This is a genomic window from Brevundimonas sp. (genome assembly GCF_050729455.1).
Classification (GTDB): domain Bacteria; phylum Pseudomonadota; class Alphaproteobacteria; order Caulobacterales; family Caulobacteraceae; genus Brevundimonas.
The window spans coordinates 1-21,404 of record NZ_JBOHLI010000018.1 but is presented as its reverse complement, the minus strand read 5'-3'; the positions used below and the strand labels follow the sequence as shown (position 1 = coordinate 21,404).

Annotated in this window: 21 protein-coding genes and 1 other RNA gene; 10 read left to right on the top strand and 12 right to left on the bottom strand. The window is 67.6% G+C overall.

Going from position 1 to position 21,404, the window contains the following annotated elements; all coding sequences use genetic code 11:
• Window positions 1–93: 93 nt before the first annotated feature.
• Window positions 94–990, bottom strand: coding sequence for a DMT family transporter (locus ACREEF_RS06580; RefSeq protein ID WP_431564798.1), 897 nt, complete (start codon window positions 988–990; stop codon window positions 94–96).
• Between the two features lie 179 nt (window positions 991–1,169).
• On the opposite strand from ACREEF_RS06580, the gene ACREEF_RS06575 reads away from it, so the two are divergent.
• The 3 genes from ACREEF_RS06575 to ACREEF_RS06565 are packed head-to-tail and all read left to right on the top strand — an operon-like array spanning window position 1,170 to window position 2,536.
• On the top strand, window positions 1,170–1,580 hold the full coding sequence (locus ACREEF_RS06575; protein WP_431564797.1) for a YbaY family lipoprotein: 411 nt from the start codon (window positions 1,170–1,172) through the stop codon (window positions 1,578–1,580).
• A 3-nt stretch (window positions 1,581–1,583) separates the two neighbouring features.
• Complete coding sequence (locus ACREEF_RS06570) at window positions 1,584–1,820, top strand: ribbon-helix-helix domain-containing protein (RefSeq protein ID WP_431564796.1); 237 nt, start codon at window positions 1,584–1,586, stop codon at window positions 1,818–1,820.
• Window positions 1,817–2,536, top strand: a complete 720-nt coding sequence (locus ACREEF_RS06565; protein WP_431564795.1) for an SIMPL domain-containing protein — start codon at window positions 1,817–1,819, stop codon at window positions 2,534–2,536. Before ACREEF_RS06570 ends, ACREEF_RS06565 begins: the two co-directional genes overlap by 4 nt.
• 57 nt (window positions 2,537–2,593) lie before the next feature.
• Here ACREEF_RS06565 and ACREEF_RS06560 read toward each other — a convergent pair whose 3' ends face one another.
• Window positions 2,594–2,938 carry a hypothetical protein gene (locus tag ACREEF_RS06560; RefSeq protein ID WP_431564794.1) on the bottom strand — a complete coding sequence of 115 codons (345 nt, stop codon included), beginning with the start codon at window positions 2,936–2,938 and terminating at the stop codon, window positions 2,594–2,596.
• Window positions 2,939–3,064: 126 nt separating this feature from the next.
• Here ACREEF_RS06560 and ACREEF_RS06555 point away from each other — a divergent pair, with 126 nt between their 5' ends.
• On the top strand, window positions 3,065–5,419 hold the full coding sequence (locus ACREEF_RS06555; RefSeq protein WP_431564793.1) for an ATP-dependent helicase: 2,355 nt from the start codon (window positions 3,065–3,067) through the stop codon (window positions 5,417–5,419).
• On the opposite strand, the gene ACREEF_RS06550 is transcribed toward ACREEF_RS06555, so the two are convergent.
• Entirely contained in the window at window positions 5,416–6,579 is a 1,164-nt protein-coding gene (locus ACREEF_RS06550; protein ID WP_431564792.1) for a low temperature requirement protein A, read from the bottom strand. The genes ACREEF_RS06555 and ACREEF_RS06550 overlap by 4 nt on opposite strands.
• Here ACREEF_RS06550 and ACREEF_RS06545 point away from each other — a divergent pair.
• Together ACREEF_RS06545 and ACREEF_RS06540 are read left to right on the top strand one after the other, a co-directional pair.
• Window positions 6,578–7,966: an O-antigen ligase family protein gene (locus tag ACREEF_RS06545; RefSeq protein ID WP_431564791.1), complete on the top strand. Its 1,389-nt coding sequence runs from the start codon at window positions 6,578–6,580 to the stop codon at window positions 7,964–7,966. The two genes, ACREEF_RS06550 and ACREEF_RS06545, sit on opposite strands and share 2 nt — an antisense overlap.
• Window positions 7,932–10,022 carry a DNA topoisomerase IV subunit B gene (locus tag ACREEF_RS06540; protein ID WP_431564790.1) on the top strand — a complete coding sequence of 697 codons (2,091 nt, stop codon included), beginning with the start codon at window positions 7,932–7,934 and terminating at the stop codon, window positions 10,020–10,022. Before ACREEF_RS06545 ends, ACREEF_RS06540 begins: the two co-directional genes overlap by 35 nt.
• A 15-nt stretch (window positions 10,023–10,037) precedes the next feature.
• On the opposite strand, the gene ACREEF_RS06535 is transcribed toward ACREEF_RS06540, so the two are convergent.
• On the bottom strand, window positions 10,038–11,108 hold the full coding sequence (locus ACREEF_RS06535; RefSeq protein ID WP_431564789.1) for an Mrp/NBP35 family ATP-binding protein: 1,071 nt from the start codon (window positions 11,106–11,108) through the stop codon (window positions 10,038–10,040).
• Window positions 11,109–11,185: 77 nt separating this feature from the next.
• Between ACREEF_RS06535 and miaA the strand changes: the two genes are divergently transcribed.
• From miaA to ACREEF_RS06515, 4 genes are all read left to right on the top strand, one after another.
• Complete coding sequence (gene miaA, locus ACREEF_RS06530; protein WP_431564788.1) at window positions 11,186–12,070, top strand: tRNA (adenosine(37)-N6)-dimethylallyltransferase MiaA; 885 nt, start codon at window positions 11,186–11,188, stop codon at window positions 12,068–12,070.
• A 16-nt stretch (window positions 12,071–12,086) separates the two neighbouring features.
• Window positions 12,087–12,454: a transfer-messenger RNA gene (gene ssrA / locus ACREEF_RS06525) on the top strand.
• A 74-nt stretch (window positions 12,455–12,528) separates the two neighbouring features.
• A complete protein-coding gene (locus ACREEF_RS06520) occupies window positions 12,529–13,026 on the top strand; it encodes an SspB family protein (protein WP_431564787.1) in 498 nt (165 codons plus the stop codon).
• 12 nt (window positions 13,027–13,038) lie between these two features.
• Window positions 13,039–13,206 (top strand): hypothetical protein, encoded by a 168-nt coding sequence (locus ACREEF_RS06515; RefSeq protein ID WP_431564786.1) that lies wholly within the window; start codon window positions 13,039–13,041, stop codon window positions 13,204–13,206.
• 107 nt (window positions 13,207–13,313) lie between these two features.
• Here the strand turns inward: ACREEF_RS06515 and ACREEF_RS06510 are convergent, their stop codons facing one another.
• The 8 genes from ACREEF_RS06510 to bamA all read right to left on the bottom strand — a co-directional run bounded on the left by ACREEF_RS06510 (window position 13,314) and on the right by bamA (window position 21,285).
• The gene (locus ACREEF_RS06510) at window positions 13,314–13,547 is read right to left on the bottom strand and encodes a hypothetical protein (protein WP_431564785.1); all 234 of its coding nucleotides are present in this window, start codon (window positions 13,545–13,547) and stop codon (window positions 13,314–13,316) included.
• A gap of 446 nt (window positions 13,548–13,993) precedes the next feature.
• Complete coding sequence (gene lpxB, locus ACREEF_RS06505; protein WP_431564784.1) at window positions 13,994–15,160, bottom strand: lipid-A-disaccharide synthase; 1,167 nt, start codon at window positions 15,158–15,160, stop codon at window positions 13,994–13,996.
• A complete protein-coding gene (gene lpxI / locus ACREEF_RS06500; RefSeq protein WP_431564783.1) occupies window positions 15,157–15,996 on the bottom strand; it encodes a UDP-2,3-diacylglucosamine diphosphatase in 840 nt (279 codons plus the stop codon). The genes lpxB and lpxI overlap by 4 nt, the downstream gene beginning before the upstream one ends.
• Window positions 15,993–16,781, bottom strand: a complete 789-nt coding sequence (lpxA, locus tag ACREEF_RS06495) for an acyl-ACP--UDP-N-acetylglucosamine O-acyltransferase (protein WP_431564782.1) — start codon at window positions 16,779–16,781, stop codon at window positions 15,993–15,995. Before lpxA ends, lpxI begins: the two co-directional genes overlap by 4 nt.
• Window positions 16,778–17,242, bottom strand: coding sequence for a 3-hydroxyacyl-ACP dehydratase FabZ (fabZ, locus tag ACREEF_RS06490; RefSeq protein ID WP_178826916.1), 465 nt, complete (start codon window positions 17,240–17,242; stop codon window positions 16,778–16,780). The genes lpxA and fabZ overlap by 4 nt, the downstream gene beginning before the upstream one ends.
• Entirely contained in the window at window positions 17,239–18,252 is a 1,014-nt protein-coding gene (gene lpxD / locus ACREEF_RS06485; protein WP_431564781.1) for a UDP-3-O-(3-hydroxymyristoyl)glucosamine N-acyltransferase, read from the bottom strand. The genes fabZ and lpxD overlap by 4 nt, the downstream gene beginning before the upstream one ends.
• A 10-nt stretch (window positions 18,253–18,262) precedes the next feature.
• Window positions 18,263–18,847 (bottom strand): OmpH family outer membrane protein, encoded by a 585-nt coding sequence (locus ACREEF_RS06480; protein ID WP_431564780.1) that lies wholly within the window; start codon window positions 18,845–18,847, stop codon window positions 18,263–18,265.
• Window positions 18,848–18,879: 32 nt separating this feature from the next.
• Window positions 18,880–21,285 carry an outer membrane protein assembly factor BamA gene (gene bamA / locus ACREEF_RS06475; protein WP_431564779.1) on the bottom strand — a complete coding sequence of 802 codons (2,406 nt, stop codon included), beginning with the start codon at window positions 21,283–21,285 and terminating at the stop codon, window positions 18,880–18,882.
• Between the last annotated feature and the right edge of the window lie 119 nt (window positions 21,286–21,404).

The following is a 21,404-nucleotide window of genomic DNA, read 5'->3' as shown; positions in this document are numbered from 1 at the left end:
CGGACGCCGGGGTCCAGTTCTTTGGCTGCACCGCCGCGCGTGGGGCTCTCACTGGATCCCGGCGTCCGCCGGGAGGGGCGGTTGTTAGTGCGTCTAGGCCGCCGAGCGCTTCGGCGCGCGGATCAGGAACAACTGTCCCGCCAGCACCAGGGCCAGCCCCAGGAAGGCGATCAGGCCGAAGGTCGCGCCCTCGAACATCACCGACACCAGCATGGCGATCGGCGGCGTCAGGGCCGAGACATAGCTGGCCAGGGCGAAGCCGCGCGCGCGGGCGATGGTGAAATACAGGCCGAAGGCGATCACCGAACCGAACAGCGACAGATACAGCAGCGAGATGACATAGGCCGGGCTCCACGCCACCGACCACGACACCCCGGTCGCGAGGCCGTACAGCGCCAGCGCCCCCGTGCCATAGGCCATGGCCCAGGCGGTGCCGGGCAGGACCTCAGCCCCCGCCTGCTGGCCCTTCCAGGCGAACCAGTTGCCGAAGGCCGAGGCCACGACCGCGATCACGGCGAAGGTCACGCCCTCGACCGCGTGCTGACCCAGCCCCGCCCCCATGACCTCGCCGCCCGACAGGACCGCCACGCCGACCACGCCCATGCCCGCGCCCAGCCAGGCCGCCGGGGCCGCCTTCTGCTTCGAGGCCACGCGGAACAGGATCAGGTTGATGAAGGCCAGGGCCGCAAAGATCACCGCCACCACGGCCGAGGCGATCTTCTCCTCCGAGGCATAGACAAAGGCGTAGCTGATCGCGAAGGCGAACAGCCCCTGCCCCATGGCCATCAGGTGCTGCGGCCGGGTCATGGCCAGCTTTCCACCCGTCGCCTTGACCACCAGGGCCAGCACCACCGCAGCGATGGCGAAGCGCATCACCACCGACACCACCGCATCGACCGCGCCCAGTTGGAAGGTGATGGCGTACCAGGTTGTGCCCCAGATCAGGGCGCAGACGCCGATCCCGCCGATCGCCAGGGCAGCCGGAGACATGGGGAACTTGGAGGGAAGCTTTACAGACTGGGTCACTGGCGGGGCCTCAAGGCGACTCAACGGAAACGAAACCGGAACTCCCATTATCACCGGTTTTCGAACGGCGCCGCCATGATCTTGCAGCCTTATGCCTTCATTGGGCGTTCTGCTAAGCTATCCCCCTCAAAGGACACTCCATCATGCGCTTCCTTCCGCTGATCGCCCCGCTCGCCCTCGTGGTCGCCGCCTGTTCCAGCATGCCCAGCGAGGAGAGCGCCTCGACCCAGGTCGACGTCACCGCCGCCTATCGCGAGCGCATCATGCTGACGCCGGGCCATGTGCTGACGGTCAAGGTCGAGGACGTCAGCCTGATGGACGCCCCCGCCCGCGTGATGGCCGAAACCACCCAGCCGCTGGACGGCCGCGGCCCGCCCTACGCCGTCACCCTGTCGGTGCCGAACGCCCGGATCGACCCGCGCCACACCTACGCCGTTCGCGCCGAGATCCGCGACCCCGCCGGCGCCCTGCGTTTCACCACCGACACGCGCCATGCGGTCCTGACCAACGGCGCGCCGAACAAGGTGGACATCATGATGGTCGGCGTCCGCTAAACCGTGAGCAGCCTCGCCAAGCGTTCCGTCCTGCTGTCCGGCCACGCCACCTCGGTGGCGCTGGAGCCGGAGTTCTGGGCCGTGCTGGACGCCATCGGGGCTGAACTAGACCTCGGCCGCGCCGCGCTGTTGATCCGCATCGACGCCTGGCGCGGCCGTCGTCCCCTCGCCTCGGCCTGCCGCGTTCTGGCCCTTCAATGGGCCGGCGGCGACCGCAGCTTCGCAGGAGAAGACGCATGACCACGGACAGCCGCCTGATCCCCGCCGCCGTCATTGGCGGTCTGCTGGCGATCGGCCTGATCGGCGGTGGCGCCCTGATCGGTCAGGGCGTGGTCAACGCCCGCGCCGGGGATCGCTCCGTCACCGTGCGGGGTCTGGCCGAAAAGGACGTGAAGGCCGATCTGGCCGTCCTGCCGATCCGCTTCACGGCCTCCGGCGATGTTCTGTCGGACGTGCAGGCCCGCATCGACGGCGACCTGGCCATCGTGCGCCAGTTCCTCAAGGCCCAGGGCTATCCCGACGCCTCGGTCGATCTAGGCCAGCTCGGCGTCGCCGACACCCGCTCGCGCGAATACGCCAGCCAGACCGGCGGCCCCCGCTTCATCCTGAATCAGACCGTGATCGTGCGGACCAACGACGTTGACCGGGTTCAGACCACCACCCGCAACCTGAATGATCTGGTGCGTCAGGGCGTGGTGCTGCAGGACTTCCAGGGGCCGTCCTACATCTTCACCAAGCTGAACGATGTGCGCCCCGCCATGATCGCCGAGGCCACCGCCGCCGCCCGCACCGGCGCCGTCCAGTTCGCCAAGGACTCCGGCGCGCCGCTGGGACCGATCAAGTCGGCGGGCCAGGGCTCGTTCGAAATCCTGCCCCGCGACGGCTTCGGCGACGAAGCGACGTCGCTGAACAAGAAGGTCCGCGTGGTCACGACGATCAGCTACCGGCTCAAGTAGACCTCGCCCCTTCCATAATAGGTGCGCTTCACGACCACGGGGCCGCGCAGCCTGAGATCAGGCCCGAGGTTCGGCGGTCGGCGCCGTCACGGTCGGCGGCTCGGCCGGGCTCGGCACGTCAGGCAGAACCGGGCGGTCGGGTAGTCGCGGCGCCTCCGGCAGCTTGGGCGCGGGAATGTTGATGTCCAGATTGACCTCCGGCGCCTCCGGCACAGCCGGACGCCCGCCCGAATAAAGGAACCAGCCGATCACGGCGGCCAAGATCAGCCCGCCGACGACGAAGGCCAGAATGCCGCCCCCGCTCTTTCGCCCAGGGCTCGTGGTGTTGATCGTCGTCTGGTGCACAATGTGTTCAGGCGGCGGGATATTGGGGTCCGTCATTTGGCGCTCCTCGTCGCTCACCTGAAGTCCAAAGAACGGGGGCCAGACTTGGCGGTTCCCCCTGTCCATTTTCCATCGGGGCCTGACTTTGGCCGCTGTGCTGCTTATGTTCTCCTCCGAATCCGCCTTGCGTGAGCCGCCTATCCCGTGACCGACCTGCCTGCCCCCCGTATCTCCGACCTCGCGCGCGCCCTTTCGCCTGACGGCGCCGCTGGCGTTCGCGACTATCTGTCCGGCCTGAACCCCGAACAGAGGCTGGCGGTCGAGACGACCGAGGGGCCGGTTCTGGTTCTGGCGGGGGCCGGCACCGGCAAGACCCGCGTCCTGACCACCCGTCTCGCCCACATCCTGGCCACCGGCCGGGCCAAGCCTTGGGAACTGCTGGTTGTCACCTTCACCAACAAGGCCGCGCGCGAGATGCGCGAGCGCGTCGGCCATCTGATCGGCCCCTCCGCCGAGGGCCTGCGCTGGCTCGGCACCTTCCACTCGGTCGCCGCTCAGATCCTGCGCCGCCATTCGGAACTGGTCGGGCTGAAGTCCAGCTTCACCATCCTAGACACCGACGATCAGGAGCGGCTGCTGAAACAGCTTCTGGAAGCGGCCAATATCGACACCAAGAAGCACACGCCCAAGTCGCTGGCCCACCTGATCGACCACTGGAAGAACCGCGGTTGGACGCCCGACAAGCTGCCGCCGGGCGAGGATTTCGCCAACGGCAAGGGTCATGCCCTCTACGCCGCCTATCAGAAGCGACTGGCCACGCTGAACGCCTGCGACTTTGGCGACCTGCTGCTGCACAACCTCACCATTCTGTCGCAACACGCTGATCTGGCAGCGGAATACCGCAACCGTTTCCGCTACATCCTGGTGGACGAGTATCAGGACACCAACGTCGCCCAGTACCTTTGGCTGCGGCTGCTGACCTCCTCGACCGGCAATGTCTGCTGCGTCGGCGACGACGATCAGTCGATCTATGGCTGGCGCGGCGCCGAGGTGGACAACATCCTGCGCTTCGAGCGCGACTTCCCGGGCGCCAAGATCGTCAAACTGGAGCGCAACTACCGCTCGACCAAGCATATCCTCGGAGCCGCCTCGGCCCTGATCGCCGCCAATCAGGACCGGCTGGGCAAGACCCTGTGGACCGAGGACGACAGCGGCGACAAGGTGCGCGTGCGCGGCGTCTGGGACGGCGAGGCTGAGGCCCGTCTGATCGCCGACGAGATCGAGACCGCCCGCAAGCAGGGCATGAAGTACCGGGACATGGCGGTTCTGGTCCGCGCCTCCTTCCAGATGCGGGCGTTCGAGGAACGCTTCCTGATGCTGGCCGTCCCCTATCAGGTCATCGGCGGCCCCCGCTTCTTCGAGCGGGCGGAAATCCGCGACGCCCACGCCTATCTGCGCCTGATCCAGTCCGAGGACGACGACTTGGCCTTCGAGCGCATCGTCAACGTGCCCAAGCGCGGCATCGGCGACACCAGCGTCCAGAAGATCCTGCACATCGCCCGCGAGAACGGCGTCTCGGCCATGCAGGCGGTGCGTCACCTGCTGACGACGGACGAGCTTCAGGCCCGCACCCGCACGCCTCTGGCCAACTTCGTGCGCGACCTGGACCGCTGGCGCCTACTGGCCGCCGATATGCCGCACTGGGAAGTGACCGAGACCCTGCTGGACGAGAGCGGCTACACCGCCATGCAGAAGGCCGACCGCACCAGCGGCCAGACGCGCCTGGACAACCTCAAGGAACTGACCCAGGCCATGCAGGCGTTCGACACCCTGCAAGCCTATCTGGAGCACGTCTCCCTGGTCATGGAGCTGGAGCGCAAGTCCGATCAGGAGTCTGAAACCGGTTCGGTGCAGATCATGACCCTGCACGGGGCCAAGGGTCTGGAGTTCCCTCTGGTCTTCCTGCCCGGCTGGGAGGAAGGCGTCTTCCCCAGCCAGCGCAGCATCGATGAAAAGGGCATGAAGGGCCTCGAGGAGGAACGCCGCCTGGCCTACGTCGGCGTCACCCGCGCCAAGCGCGACGCGCGCATCAGCTTCGCCGCCAACCGCCTGGTCTATGGTCGCTGGACCTCGCAACTCCCCAGCCGCTTCGTCGACGAACTGCCCCTGGCCCACGTCGATCCGCAGTCGGACACCGGCTACTACAGCGGCGGCGGCTCGCCCGGCGTGCAGCAGCCCAAGAGCCGCTGGGACGACGCCCCTTCCTTCGGCGCCGGCTATTCCAGCCCCGGCTGGAAACGCGCCCAGAGCTTCACCTCAAATCCGCCTTCGCGCTCGAACTTGGGCTCCACGCCCGCTCGCAAGGCCGTCATCCAGGGTCAGAGCCGCCCGATCGCCCCGCCGAAACCGAGCGGCGACTGGTCGCGCGGCGACCGCGTCTTCCACCAGAAATTCGGCTACGGCGACGTGCGCGCGGTCGAAGGCAACAAGCTGGTTGTCGACTTCGAGAAGGCCGGCGAGAAGAAGGTCATCGACAGCTTCGTGGAGAAGGCCTCCTAGCCCCGGCGACGGCTGATCGCGCTCTCCCATATCGCGACCAGCACCAACACGGCCGTCGACGTCATGGTCAGCGCCAGCGGCGTGAGCAGGGGCGAGGCCAGGGCCGCCAACCCCAGCGCCGCCACGCCCGCCACGCCCGCCACGCGCGGCCACGCCACCTTGCCCCAGATGGCCAGGATCGACAGGCTGGTCCCCAACAGGAACAGCAGCGGCCCGCCGAGCAGCACCGCCGCCGTCGCCGCCGGTGTCACGCCCATCGGATGGGCCAGCGCTAGTTCGTCCCCGACCGCCGTCACCACGATCCCCGCCACCACGATGATCGGGCAATAGGTATAGACCCGCCGCGCGATCGCGCCCGGATCGGCGGCGTGGATGAAGGTCTCCGACGCCGCCTCATGCGCCTCGTTGAAGAACAGCCACCACATGGTGATGGCGGCGATCAGGGCCGACACGAAGGCGGCGACCACCGGCGGCGTCCAGGCCAGTTCCGCGAACGTCGCCCCGGTGATGATGATCGATTCGCCCAGGCAGATGATGATGAACAGACCGACGCGTTCGGCCAGGTGCGCGCCTTCGACATCCCAGTCCGTCGTGGCCGATCGCCCCAGCCCCGGCACGAAGAAGGCGACGGCCGGCGCCGTGAACTCCAACGCCAGCGCGATCAGCCAGATCAGCAGCCGCATCTGCCCCTCGGCCAGCCCGCCGCCGATCCAGAACACCGCCCCCAGCATCGCCCAGGCCGATATCCGCTGAAAGTTGGCCTTCTGAACCGACGACCCGCGCACCGCCCACAGGGTGAACAGGCTGCGCCCCACCTGGATGGAGGCAAAGGCGCAGGCGAAGACCATCCCCTTGTCGCCGAACGCCTCGGGCAGCGACGTCGACATGATCAGACCCGCCGCCATCAGGCCGAACAGCATCAGCCGCACCGGCCCCCGCTCGGGGTCAAGCCAGTTGGTGATCCAGCTAGTGTCGATCCACACCCACCACACCGCCGCCAGCAGGATCGCCGCCTCCAGCCCCCCCATCGGCGTCAGATGCGCCAGCAACAGATGGCTGACCTGGGTGATAGCGAAGACGAAGACCAGATCGAAAAACAGTTCGACGAAGCCAACCCTGGCGTGCTCTCCCGCCCGCCGGACACGCATTAAACTGGTCATGCCCCACCCTTCCTTAACCCTGTTCGGCGACCGTGCAGCCGTGCGCGCCATCCGTCCAGAGCCCGAAGCGATCCGTCCCGGCCCGCCCGTGTGGGAACAGGTCGCGGCGGGCTTTGTCATCTGTATGCTGACCGGCGCCCTGATCGGACCGGTCCTGGCGCCGGATCAGGGCGAGACGCCTTTGCTGCGCCTGTTCTGGTTGCCGGTTTACGCCCTGACGGCGGGTCTGTTGCTGCTGCGCTTCAAGACCGTGATCAAGGCCTGGCCGGCGATCGCGGCCTGGGCCTGCATCGTCGGCCTGGCCTTCGCCTCGAAATACTGGTCGCTCGATCCGGCCACGACCAGCCGTCGTGTCATCGCCATGATCTTCAGCGGCTCATTCGCCATCTACCTTGGCTCGACCTTCCACGGCCCGCACCTGCCCCGCCTGCTGACGCGCTGCATCTTCATTCTGGGACTGCTGAGCATCTTCATGGTCTTCGCCGTGCCGTCCATCGGCGTGCATCAGGACATCAACGCCGGGATGTGGCGCGGCGTCTGGTACGAGAAGAACCAGATGGGCATGGTCATGGCGGCGGGTGGCACCGCCGCCGCAGCCTGGGCGGCGTCCGAGGACCGGCTGCGTCTGACGCCGCTGCTGGCCATCCTGCTGTGCATCCTGCTGGTTCTGGCGACCCGGTCCAAGACGTCCTTGCTCTGCATCATGCTGGGCGTCGGCATGATCGGCGTCCTGTGGACCCTCAAGCGCGGCGGTCCCGCCCTGGCGGTCGCCGCCGTCTGGATGGGCGTGGTCGGCGCCGCCGCCGGCTGGTGGCTATGGACTTATGAATCCGCCGAAATCCTGGCCGCCCTGGGCAAGGATCCGTCGCTGACCGGCCGAACCGACATCTGGGACGCCCTGTTCGTCAAGATCGCCGAGCGGCCCTGGACCGGCTATGGCTACAACGCCTTCTGGGGCCTGGAGTCCGCCCCGGCCACCTGGGTGCGCTACCAGACGGGCTGGCTGGTGCCGTCGGCGCACAACGGCTGGATCGACCTGCTGGTCCAGTTGGGCTGGCCGGGCGCGATCCTGGTCGGCACGATCATGGCCTCGTCCTACGTCGTGACCCTGATCCGCCTGCCGAGGGCGGGTCTGCGCGAAGGCTTCTGGAGCATCGCCTATCTCAGCGTCTATATCCTGCTGACCTTCTCCGAGAGCGTGCTGGTCAGCGCCCAGGCCCTGCCCTGGACCCTGTGCCTGACCGTCCTGGCGCGCGCCGTTTATCCCGAACCTTCGTTCGGCCGGGTCACGCTTGCCCCGAGGCGACGCGGAGCCTACCAGTCCGGTCCCCGAATCGCCTCAGACTGCACCGATGGCCGACCTGTTCTCTACGCTCGACGACGCTGAACCGACCCGCCCCGAGGCGGCGGCGCCCCAACCCGCTCCGGCGCCCGTCGTCGCGGCTCCCGCGCCCGCCGTGCATGAGCCCAAGGTCGAGCTGGCCAGCCACGCCAGCACGGCGACGGCGGCCGCCACCGGCTACTCCGCCTCCTCGATCGAAGTGCTGGAAGGGCTGGAGCCGGTCCGCAAGCGCCCCGGCATGTATATCGGCGGCACCGACGAACGCGCCCTGCACCACCTGTTCGCCGAAGTCCTCGACAACGCGATGGACGAGGCTGTGGCCCGCCACGCCAAGCTGATCACCGTCGACCTGGACGCCGACGGCTTCCTGTCGGTCAAGGACGACGGGCGCGGCATCCCGGTCGACCCCCATCCCAAGCACCCGGGCAAGTCGGCGCTGGAAGTCGTCATGACCGTGCTGCACTCGGGCGGCAAGTTCTCGGGCAAGGCCTACGAAACCTCGGGCGGCCTGCACGGCGTCGGCGTCTCGGTGGTCAACGCCCTGTCGGACCATCTGAACGTCACGGTCTGGCGCGACGGCTTCGAATGGCGCCAGTCCTTCAGCCGCGGTCACGTTCTCGGCCCCATCCAGCAAGTCGGCCCTTCGAAGAAGAAGGGCACCCTGATCCGCTTCCACCCGGATAAGCAGATCTTCGGCGTCGGCGCGGCCTTCAAGCCCGCCCGCCTGTTCCGCATGGCCCGCGCCAAGGCCTATCTGTTCCGCGGCGTCGAGATCAAATGGACCTGCGCGCCGGACCGCATCACCGACGCCACGCCCGCTGAGGCCACCCTGCACTTCCCCGGCGGTCTGGCCGACGCCCTGGCCGAGCGCGTGGGCGAACTGGAGACCGTCACCCCCGTCTTCGCCGGCCGCGCCGAGCGCAAGGGCGAGGCAGGCGCGCTGGAATGGGCCGTCACCTGGTCGCCGATCGGCTTCGGCGACGCCGACAGCTTCATCGCCTCCTACTGCAACACCGTCTCGACCCCCGACGGCGGCACGCACGAGGCGGGCTTCCGCTCGGCTCTGGTCAAGGGCCTGAAGGCCTATGGCGAGTTGATCAACGAGAAGCGCGCCGGCCAGATCACGGCCGAAGACGTCATCGCCAACGCCGGCGCCATGATTTCGGTCTTCATCCGCAACCCGGAATTCCAGGGCCAGACCAAGGACCGCCTGTCCTCGCCCGAGGGCCAGCGCCTGACCGAACAACTGCTGCGCGACCCCTTCGACCACTGGCTGACCGAAAGCCCGAAACAGGCCAACACCCTGCTCGGCTTCGTGATCGACCGGGCCGAGGACCGCCTGCGCCGCCGCAAGGACAAGGAGGTCCAGCGCGCCGCCGCGACCCGCAAGCTGCGCCTGCCGGGCAAGCTGTCCGACTGCTCGCGCCAGTCGGCCCAGGGCACTGAACTGTTCATTGTCGAGGGCGACTCGGCCGGCGGCTCGGCCAAGCAGGCGCGCGACCGCACCACCCAGGCCATCCTGCCCCTGCGCGGCAAGATCCTGAACGTCGCCTCGGCCACGGCGGACAAGCTGCGTCAGAACATCGAACTGTCGGATCTGGCCCTGGCCCTGGGCGTCCAGCCTGGCAGCCGGTTCAACATCGAAGACCTGCGCTATGAGCGTATCGTCATAATGACCGACGCTGACGTCGACGGCGCCCACATCGCGGCCCTGCTGATCACCTTCTTCTATCGCTCCATGCCCGAGACCATCCGTCAGGGCCGCCTTTTCATGGCCCTGCCGCCGCTCTACCGGATTTCGGCCGGTCCCCTGTCGGAATACGCCCGCGACGACGCCCACCGCGACGAGCTGATGGCCACCGTCTTCAAGGGCAAGAAGGTCGAGATCGGGCGCTTCAAGGGCCTGGGCGAGATGATGGCCTCGCAGTTGAAGGAGACCACCATGGATCCGAAGAAGCGGACCCTGGCGCGCGTCTCCCTGCCCGAGAGCGAGGAAGAGATCGAGGATCTGGTCGAACGCCTGATGGGTCGCAAGGCCGAGGCCCGCTACCAGTTCATCCAGGAAAACGCCCGCTTCGCCATCGCCGACCTGGACGTCTGAGGAAGCGTCTCGGCCTTACAGGCCGAGGCTCTCCGCCACCCGCGCCGCCACCGCCGCGAACCGGGCCGCGACCTCGCCGTTCGGTTCCGCCGAAACCAGCGGCTGGCCGGCGTCGCCCGCCTGACGCAGGGCCGCATCCAGCGGCAGGTCGCCGAGGAAGGCCACGCCCAGCCGGGCGGCCTCGGCCTCGGCCCCGCCCTGGCCGAACACCGGGCCGCTCATGTTCTCGATCAGGCCCAGCGTCGGCACATTGACGCGCTGGAACAGGGTGTGGGCCCGGCGCGCATCCGCCAGCGCCACCTCCTGCGGGGTCGAGACGATGACCGCGCCGTCCAGCGGCGTCTTCTGGATCAGGGTCAGTTGCACGTCGCCGGTGCCCGGCGGCAGATCGACCACCAGCACGTCCAGCGGCGCGTCCTCCGTGCCCCAGCGCGTCTGGGTCAGCATCTGGGTGATGGCCTGCGACGCCATCGGCCCGCGCCAGATCATGGCGTCGTCGGCCTTGGTCAACAGGCCGACCGACATGGCCTTCAGGCCGTGGGCGACGTGGGGGACGATGGCCCCGTCCACATAAGCCGGCTGGCCCGAAACCCCCAGCATGGTCGGCAGCGACGGCCCATAGACGTCGGCGTCCAGCACCCCGACCGACAGGCCTTTCGCCGCCAGCGCCGCCGCCAGATTGACCGCCACCGTCGACTTGCCGACCCCGCCCTTGCCGCTGGCCACGGCCAGGACGCGCTTCACATGGGCGGGGCGCTCGGTCGGGACCGGCGCCTTGGCCCGGCCCTGATCGGTCGCGGCCTTGGACAGGCCCGCCGTGCGGCGCGGCGCGGCGGCGGGCGCCGTCTCGGCGGTCAGGACGACCGACACCCGCGCCATGCCAGAGATGGCTTTCAGCGCCGCTTCGGCCGCGTCGCGCACGGGGGCGTAGATCGCCGTCTCGCCCGCGGGAACCTCCATGACGAAGCCCGCCCGGTCCTCGCCCACCATCAACCCCTGAACCAGACCGGCGGCGACCAGCCCCTGTCCCGATTTCGGGTCCACAACGGCGTCGAGGGCGGCGGTTACGGCGGTGCGGTCGATCAAGGCTTTGCTCCTTGGCCCTTGCCGGGCCGGTCGCGGGCGTTCTATCGCCCTCTGGTCCTGTTCGCGAGCCCGTTCCTTTGACCAAAGCGCCCCGCCTCACCCTGATCGCCGGCCCGACCGCCTCGGGCAAGTCACGTCTGGCGCTGGAGATGGCCGAGCGGACCGGCGCCGTCATCGTCAACGCCGACAGCCAGCAGCTCTACGCCGACCTGCGCATCCTCAGCGCCCGCCCGACGGTCGAGGATGAAGCCCGCGCCGAGCACCGCCTCTATGGCGTCGCCGACGCCGGCGAATCCTGGTCCGTCGGCCGCTGGACCCGCGCCGTCACGCCCCTGCTGGACGAACTGGCCGCGGAAGGTCGTCCCGCCCTGCTGGTCGGCGGCACCGGCCTCTATTTCAACGCCCTGACGCGTGGTCTGGCCGACATTCCCGCCGTCCCGGATGACGTGCGCGATGCGGTGCAGGCCGTTTATGACCTTGAGGGCGAGGCTATCTTCCGCCGCCGTCTGGCTGAGGTCGACCCCATCGCCGCCGCCGCCATCACCCCCGGCGACCGCCAGCGCCTAGTCCGCGCCCTGGCTGTGGCCCAGTCCACCGGCCGCTCGCTCAGCGACTGGAAGGCCGACACCCAGCCCCTGCTGGCGCCCGGCTCCTACGACGCCCTTGTCGTCGAGCCGCCGCGCGATCGCCTCTACGCCGCCTGCGACGCCCGGATCAGCCAGATGATCCAGAACGGAGCCGTGGACGAGGTCCGCGCCCTGCTGGCCCGCGACCTCGATCCCGCCCTGCCCGCTATGAAGGCCGTCGGCGTCCCCGAACTGGCCGCCCACTTGTCGGGCGAGACCTCGCTGGACCAGGCCGTCGCCGCCATCCGCCTGTCCACCCGCCACTACGCCAAGCGCCAGCTGACCTGGTTCCGCAACCAGACCCGCGACTGGCCGCGTCATCCGGGCTTCGCCTGACGGATTTCAACGGCTTCCCCTTGGAACGCGACGGCGCAACGCCTATATTGGATTTGTTCGGGTTCGCCCGGACTATGGCGATAAACGCGCTTGTAATAAGCGGACCGGACCCGGGTGCGATTCCCGGCGGCTCCACCAACTTCTTCCCCGCGTTATCGGCGGAGGCAGCATGGGGCCGACTAGCATCGACGGACGTGTAAAGAAGATGCTTTCGCTCGTCCTGGCCCACCGTATCGGGCCATATTGTAACTGCGAACGATAACTTCGCTGGAGAAGTCCGCCTCGCCGCGTAATGCGGTTCGGTTGATTTCGAACACTTAAGTCCTGGGGGTTCAGATCCTCAGGCGGGGCCCGGAGGGCGCCTGGCAACAGAAGCCCTCCACTTTCCTGACATCGCCATCTTCCGTCGCTCGCCTGTCGCGGGTAACAGTCGGCCGTTCCCAGTTTCGAGGCCCCCGATGTCGGATCAAACTCCCCCGGTCGATGAGATGCACTATGAGCAGCTCGCCCAGGACGCCCTGCGCGGCGTGATCCGCTCGGCGCTGGAACGCGCCGCCGAGCCGGCCGGCATCCCCGGGGCCCACCATTTCTACATCACGTTCAAGACGCGGGCGCCCGGCGTTTCGGTGCCGCCGGACGTGCTGGCCAAATACCCCGACGAAATGACCATCGTCCTGCAGCATCAGTACTGGGATCTGAGCGTCGAGCACGACCGCTTCTCGATCATGCTGAAGTTCGGCGGCATGCCCAAGGTCCTGGCCATGCCCTATTCGGCCGTGACCCGCTTCTACGACCCCAGCGTCCAGTTCCTGCTGCAGTTCGAGGAGCCGGAAATCGTCGAGGCCGAGATCGCGCCCCTGACGCCCCCGGCCCGCGACCCGAACGCCGCCCCGCCCCCCTCGGGTGACGGCGACGGCCCCAAGGTCGTCTCCCTGGACCAGTTCCGCAAGAAATAGGCGCTGGCCCTCATGAGCAACCCGGACGACAAACCCGCCGAGACGCCCGCCCAGCGCGCGCTGCGTCTCAAGCAGGCCGCCCAGAAGGCCCGCCCCGGCCCGCCCCAAAAGGGCGGCCTCCAGCGCGACCAGTCCGTCACCGTCAAGTCCGGCTCCAACAAGCCCTGGATGACGCGGTAGGCTGCGGCTCGCGAAAGCCGCCCTCCAAGTCACGGATAGGGGTAACGGAAATCGTGCTCATCAGCTTGAGGGTCTCCCTTGCAACCTCCGTCGGCTTGCTCACCTGCTTATTGGGCTCTTGCCGTGAGACACCTACCCGGCTCGATTTCGACACCTTCACCTTCGAAGCGGTAAGGCGTGCAGATATCCTCGAACTCAGCGCTGGCGAACAGACCGCCGTCATAGAGTTCTGCAACCTCGATCTCGGCGAAGCCGCCGTAGCCTCTGGGTGCGAGCGTAAGGACGCCGCGCTCGGAGACAGCATACGCGGTTTTCGCGTAATGATGATGGGGCAGATGCAATGGTCATCCCCGCCGTTTGCGGAGCGGCCTGGCAGCGCGTCTTCCCCTCAAGCGAAGCCCCTGGTCCGCGCGGAAATCAATGAAGTTCGCGATGCGAGCGGCGTATCCCAGTCGCCGAATTGGTACGCCTTTTCGAGGCTGCGGGCGGGCGGAAGCCAGGCCGCGCCAATTCTCACCACAGACCAGCGGTGGCCACTTGTCGTCTGCCAGCCTGACGCTCCTTCACGAACTTGCCGACTGGCTCTTATCGTCGATGGAGTATTCGTGGAGACGAGTTGGCACCACCATGGCCCAGTCGATCAGGCGGAGATGTGGCGAATCTCGACGGGCATTGACGCAAAGCTCCGCACGTTCATCCATCCCGTCCGTTCGACCGCTACGCCAAACCAGCAGAAGACGGACTGAAAATCCCTAAAGCCTAAGGCGGTTACGGCCCCGCCGCCCGGTCAGCTCATGCCAGCCGCGATCACCCTCAACACCGCATCCGCCGCCAGTTCCGACGGATCGGGACCGCCGCGGCCCATCAGGTCCAGCGCCGCCGTCTGGCGTGCGGCCTGGTCAGCGGCGGCCTGCGGGTCTGACAGCAGATGGCCGACCGCCTCAGCCAGCTTCTCGGGCGTGGCGTCGTTCTGGATGAACTCGGGCGCGATACGGTCATCGGCGGCGATGTTGAACAGGGTGATGTGCTTGGCCGTCACCAGGTTCTTCATCAGTAGGTAGGACAGCCCGTCGATCTTGTAGGCGATGACCATGGGCGCGCCCGCCAGGGCCAGTTCGGTCGAGACCGTGCCGCTGGTGGCCAGGGCGACGTTGGCCGCCTTCATCGCATCGTACTTGTCGGCTTCCTGCACCAGATGGGCGCGGAAGGGCCAGGCGGCGACGCGGCCGGCCACGTCGGCGGCCACGGTGCCGGCGGCGACGACGGCGATCTCCAGCGCGGGGTCGGCCGCCTTCAGCCGCTTCACCGTCGCTTCGAACACGGGGGTCATGCGCGTGATCTCGCTGGGCCGACTGCCCGGCAGGACCAGCAGCAGGGGCGCGTCGGCGGCGATGCCGCGCGCGGCGCGGAAACGGGCGCCGTCGGCGCTGGCCATGTCCACGTGCAGAGCCTGCGAGCCCACGACCGTCGTCGGCAAGCCCTCGCGCTCGAACCACGGCGCGTCGAAGCTGTAGAGCGACAGCAGGTGATCGACGCTGGCGGCCAGGGTCTTGGCCCGGCCCGGACGCGAGGCCCAGACCTGCGGCCCGACATATTTGATCAGCGGCACGCCCGGCAGCACCTCACGCAGGGCCTTGGCCACGCGGATGGTAAAGCCCCAGCTGTCGATCAGGACGACGGCGTCTGGCCGCTCAGCCTTGGCCAGCGCGACCGTGTCGGCCACCCGGCGCTTGACCAGACCATAGGCCTTCAGCCCCTCGATCCAGCCCAGAATGGACAGTTCGGCGATGTCGAAGGGGCTGGCGACGCCCTCGGCCGCCATCTTGGGACCGCCGACGCCGACGAAGGCGACATCCGGACCCAGACGCGTTTTCAGCGCGCGGGCCAGCCCGGCGCCCAGAGCGTCGCCAGACGCCTCGGCCGCGACCAGCATGATCTTCAGCGGACGGCTCATCGCTGGACGCCCCAGACGAACAGGCCCAGACGGTCCGCCGCCTCGACCAGGGCTTCATGGTCGATGACGATCAACCGCCCGGCGAAACCGCCGATGCCCGCCAAACCGGCGGCGGCGGCCAGCTCTACCGTCGTCGGGCCGATGACCGGCATGTCCACCCGCAGGTCCTGGATCGGCTTGGGCGCCTTGCCCAGCGCGCCCTTCAGCGCGCCCGGCGCGCCGTGCAGATCCGCCGGCAGGTCCGCCACACGGCGCAGCATTTCGTCGGTACCTTCCTGCGCCTCGACCGCCAGCACCAGACCGTCGCAGACGACCGCGCCCTGACCGATATCCAGTTCACCCGATTTTTCAGCGACGTGCAGCGCCTTCTTCAGATCTGCCAATTGCTCTGCTGTCGGCGTGATCGCGCCCAATGCGCCCGCTGCCAGAGCCTCGCCGCCAAGAATGTCGTCCGCGCCCTCGACCGCATAACCCTCGGCTTCGAACACCGACAGGATCTTGCGCAACAGGGCGTCGTCGCCCTTGGTCGCCGCCGCCACGATGCCGGGAAGCAGGGTCGCGCCCTTGAAGTCAGGCTTCAGGTTCTTGAAGTCCGGTCGGTTCACATAGCCCGCCAGGCAGACAGCCTCGCAGCCCTCAGCCTTCATCGCCTTCAGGATGCGACCGATCTCGGCCATGCCGAACTCGGCACCCGGCCAGCGCACCAGATGGGCGTCGGCGAACCCCGCCAGACGGATGATGTAAACCGCCCGTCCCTCGGCCTCGCACCGCGCCGCGATACGGGCCGGCAGGTCGCCGCCGCCCGCGATCAGGGCCAGCTTGGGCGCCGGCTTCATTCCTTGCCCGGCAGGCAGAGCGGTCGCTTGGCGCCGTCGCGGATGAAGGCGACGATCTCCATGATCTCGGGCAGGTCGGCGTAGGTTGTCTCGACCCGATCCAGACGCTCGGCGAAGACGCCGTCGCCCTCGAACAGGTCGCGATAGGCGGCCAGCAGACGACGCACCGCGTCCTTGCCATAGCCCTTGCGCTTCAGCCCGATCAGGTTGAGCCCGTGCAGGCTGGCGTGATTGCCCCAGGCCGAGCCGTAGGGGATGACGTCGCGCGTCACGGCGGCCAGACCGCCGACGATGGCGCCCTGCCCCACCCGGCCATTCTGGTGCACGGCGCACAGGCCGCCCAGGAAGACCTTGTCCCCAATCTGGGCATGGCCGCCCAGAGTGGCGTTGTTGGCCATGACGACATTGTCGCCAACGACGCAGTCGTGGCCGACGTGAGCGCCGGTCATGAACAGGCCGTTCGATCCGACGCGCGTCACGCCCGTCCCCTGCGGCGTGCCGCGGTTGAAGGTGGCGTGCTCGCGGATGACGTTGTCAGCGCCGATCTCCAGCCGCACCGGCTCGCCCTTGTAGCCGTTGTGCTGCGGGTCGCCGCCGATAACGGCGAAGGGATGGATGACCGTCCGCGCGCCGACGCTGGTGTCCTGCTGGACCACCACATGGCTGACCAGCTTGACGCCCTCGGCCAGGGTCACGCCCGGGCCGACGATGCACCAGGGGCCGATCACGACCCCGTCGGCGATCTGGGCCGAGGCGTCGACGACGGCGGTCGGGTGGATGGTCACTGGGCGGGCTCCGCCACGGTCACGACCATGGCCATGAACTCGGCCTCGGCGGCCAGCTTGCCGTCGATGAAGGTCTCGCCGCGGAACTTGTAGGCGTCGCCGCGCGCGCGGATCACCTTGACCTCCATGCGCAGCTGATCGCCCGGGCGGGCGGGCTTGCGGAAGCGCACCCCGTCGATCGACATGAACATGATGACCTTGTCGGCCACCGCAACATCCAGACTCTTGGACATCAGCAGGGCGCCCGTCTGGGCCATGGCCTCGACGATCAGGACGCCCGGCATGACCGGATCGATCGGGAAGTGGCCGGGGAAGAAGGGCTCGTTGTGGGTGACGTTCTTGATGCCGACGATCGAGGTCGCCGCCACGAAGTCCTCGGCCTTGTCGACCAGCAGGAAGGGATAGCGGTGCGGCAGGCGCCGCATCACTTCGGCGTAGTCGATCTTGTTGTCGTCGCTCATGATTCTTTCGCGCCCTTTTTCTGGGACGCCTGTTTGGCCAGCCAGATGGCTTCGCGCAAGGATTGGCGCAGGGGTTTTGCAGGATAGCCGGACCAGGTCTCGCCCGGCGGCACATCGGCCAGAACGCCGCCGCCGGCCGCGACGCGCGCGCCCTCGCCGATGGTGATGTGGTCGCCGACGCCGGCGCGGCCGCCGAAGATGCAGTTGTCGCCGGTCGTGACCGAACCCGAGATGCCGGTATGCGCCGCCATCAGGTTGTTGCGGCCGATGACGCAATTGTGGCCGATCATGACCAGGTTATCGATCTTGGTATTCTCGCCGATGACGGTGTCGTCATAGGCGCCCCGGTCGATACAGGAGTTGGCGCCGACCGTGACGCCGTCCTGAAGGATGACGCGACCCAGCTGCGGGATATCCACCGGCCCGGCCTTTGATCCGGCCGCGCCGAAGCCCGATTCCCCGATACGCGCGCCGGACAGCAGCTTCACCCGGTCGCCGATCAGGGCGAAGCCGACGGTGACGTTCGAACCGATCAGGCAGTCGCGGCCGATCTGGACGCCGGGGCCGATGACGGTGTTGGCGCCGATGCGCGTGCCGCGACCGATTCGGACGCCTTCGCCCAGCACCACGCCGGGCTCGATCACGACGCTGTCGTCCTCGATCACGTCGGCGACGCTGGCCGCGCGATCCAGACGGACGGGACGATGCAACAGGGCCGAAGCCCGCGCCCAGGCGGCCTGGGCCTCGCCGGACACGATCACCGCCGCACCCGCTGGCGCGGCCTCGACCGCGGAGGCGGGCACGATAACGCAACCGGCCTGGGTTTCAGCCAGGGCCGCTGCGAACTTCCGGTCACCCAGAAACGCGATCGCGCCCCGGTCCGTAGTGGACAGGGGCGCGACGGCCGAGATGACGACTTCGCCGCCCCGGACCACCTCCCCGCCGATTTGCTCGGCGAGGGCGGCGACCGTCAGGGGAGACAGGGTCTGAAAGAACCTCGGATCGGGCATTGACCCGCCTTTACGACTGCGGCTGGGCCGGAACCGTCATACGGTTGAAGCTGAGCGTCGGCAGGGCCGTGTTCAGGCGTTGCAGGACGGTGCCCGTGATATCCATCGCCGGGTTGATAAAGGCGACGCTTTCGCCACGCAGCAGGACGCCGCAACCACGTTCCTGGTAGACTGCGAGGATGAGCGGACGTGCGGCTTCTTCGATCGCCCTGGCCTGAACACCTTGCGTGTAGCGGAGTTCGGCGTCGCGGGTCTGCTCCAGCTGCTGGGCTTCGCGGGCGCGCTGCTCCAGTTGCTGACGACGTTGGTTCAGTTGGTCGGCCGGAATGGTCGAGGCGCCCTGTTGCAGCGCCTGGTACTCGGTCTGAATCTGCTGAGCGTAGGGGGCGAGCTCGCCCTGGGCTTCCTGGGCCAACTGGACCATGCGGGCTTGCAGGGCCTGCCCGGCAGCAGACCCGAGCAGAATTTGCTCACCCGAAACGGAACAGACGCCCGGGAGCACCGGACCGGGGTTAGCCGGAGCTTGCGATTGGGCCATGGCCGCCGAGGCGGTCAGCGAAGCGAGGGCGAAAGCGCCGATAGCGAACAGTTTCATCTTGAACCTTTGAGCAGTCTGGAAGGCTGCGGTTAGAACTGGGTCGAGGTGGAGAAGCGGAAGGTCTCGGTCTTGTCGTAGTCTTCCTTCGACAGGACCTTGGACAGATCGAAGCGGATCGGTCCCATGGGCGAGCGCCAGTGAATGCTGACGCCGGCCGCGGCCCGCAGCGCGAGGTTGTCCACGATGTTCGGATTGGGCTGGCCGGTGACGGAGTCGACCTGATAGCGATCGTCCAGCATTCCCAGCGTGCCCACGTCAGCGAACAGCGAGGTCTTGATGCCGTATTCATCGGGCAGATAGTTGGGCACCGTCAGTTCAACCGTGCCGATGGCGTAGAAGTTGCCGCCCAGGGCGTCGGTCGTGGTCAGATCACGCGCGCCCATGCCGGCGGTCTCGAAGCCGCGGAAGGTGTTGCCGCCCTTGAAGAAGCGGTCGTTGATCCGGATCGGATCGCCGTTCCAGCCCGACACATAGCCGGTCGAGCCCTGCACGCTGACGATCCAGGCCGGGCTGATGCCCCAATACCAGGAGGCGTCGGCCTCGGTCTTGAGATAGTTCACATCGCCGCCGATGCCGGCGATGTCCTGACGCAAGGAAGCGTTCCAGCCGCGCGTCGGCCGCACGGGATCGTTGCGGCGATCGACCATCAGCGTATAGCCCGCCGACGAGTTCATGAAGGCCCCGGCCTGATCGCACAGGGCCGAAGACCCCGTTCCGTTGCAATAGCCCGAGGGAATGATGACTTCGTCGTTCTTCAGGAAGTAACGGACGCTGAACAACGAATAGCCGTTCAGAGGGTAGCTGAGCCGCAAACCTCCGCCCGTCGAGCGATAGTCATAGGACGAATACTCGCTGAGGTCGTAGCGGGTGTGGAACAGGTCGAATCCGGCCCGCAGGTCGCGGCCCATGAATTTCGGCTCGGTGAAGCGGAAGTCGATCTGCTGACGCAGCGAGCCCCACTCGGCGCGAGCCACGACGTTCTGACCCCGACCGCGGAAGTTGCGCTGGGTGACGCCCAGGTTCAGCACGAAGGAGTCGACCGAGCTGAAACCGGCTCCGACCGACAGTTCGCCGGTGGGCTGCTCTTCCACGGTGACGTTGACCACGGTGCGATCCGGCGCGCTGCCCCGCGTTTCCTCGATCTTGACGTCCTTGAAGAAGCCCAGGGCGCGCAGGTTGTTGCGCGACCGCTCCACCAGACTGCGGTTGAAGGCGTCGCCCTCGCCCACCATCAGCTCGCGACGAATGACCGAATCCAGGGTCTGGGTGTTTCCGACCACATTGATCCGGTCGATATAGACCCGTTGGCCTTCCTTCAGGTTGAAGGTCACGTCGACCGTGTCGGTTTCGGGATTGGCGCGATAGGTCGGATTGATCTCGACGAAGGCGTAGCCCGCCGACCCGGCCGCAAAGGTCAGGGCGTCGACCGCGCTTTCGATACGGTCGCTTTCATACAGGTCGCCCGACCGGATCGGCAGCAGACGCTGAAGGAAGTCCGCGTTCAGACGGTCGTTCTCGGTGACGACCTTGACCTCGCCGAAATTGTAACGGTCGCCCTCGTCCAGGGTGATGGTCATGCCGAACGCGCCGCCATCGGGCTTCAGTTCGGCCACCGACGACAGGATGCGGAAGTCGTAATAGCCGCGGTTGGTATAGAATTTCCGCAGTTGCTCCCGGTCGTAATCCAGCCGGTTCGGGTCGTAGTTATCGTTAGAGCTGAACAGTCGCCACCAGCTGGACTGTTTCGTGACCATGACCTCGCGCAGGTCGCTGTCCGAAAAGGCCGAATTGCCCAGGAAGGTGATGGCTGCGACGCCGGTTTCGGGGCCTTCGTCGATCTCGAACACCACGTCGATGCGGTTCTGCTCCAGCTGGACCAGCTTGGGCGTCACCGTGGCCGAGATGCGGCCCGAGAGGCGATACAGTTCGATAATCTTGCCGACGTCTTCCTGCACCCGGGCGCGGGTGTAGATGCCGCGCGGCTTGATCGTGACCTCGTCCGTCAGCTTCTTCTCGGTGAGGGCCTTGTTACCTTCGAACGTCACCTGGTTGATGATCGGGTTCTCGGCGATCTCGACGATCAGGTCGCCGTTCGCCTGAAGGCCCAGTTGCACGTTGGCGAACAGGCCGGTCCGCGACAGGGTGCGCACGGCCACGTCAATCGTCGCCGCGTCGATGGTGTCGCCCGGCTGGATCGGCAGATAGGACAGGACCGTGGTCTGATCGATACGCTGATTGCCTCGGACCACGATGCGGTTGACGACGCCCCGCTCCTCGACCTGTGCGGCGGGGGCGGCTTGCGCGGCCGGCTGCGGCGTCTGGGCTGCGGGCTGCTGCGGCGCAGACGTCTGGGCCAACGCCGGGCCCGCCAGGCCGGCGGCGGCGGCCAGCGCCAGTACGCTAGGTCCAAGGATGCGGCCACGGGTTCGGATCATGAGGCGACTGTCGTTCTGAATCATTCGGGGAACCATCGGGGGCTGGCGTCGGCTCACGAGGCGAGCCCGCCGAGGAATTTGAAGAGATTGAGTTTCTGCAGGTCGTTCCAGGTCGCGAA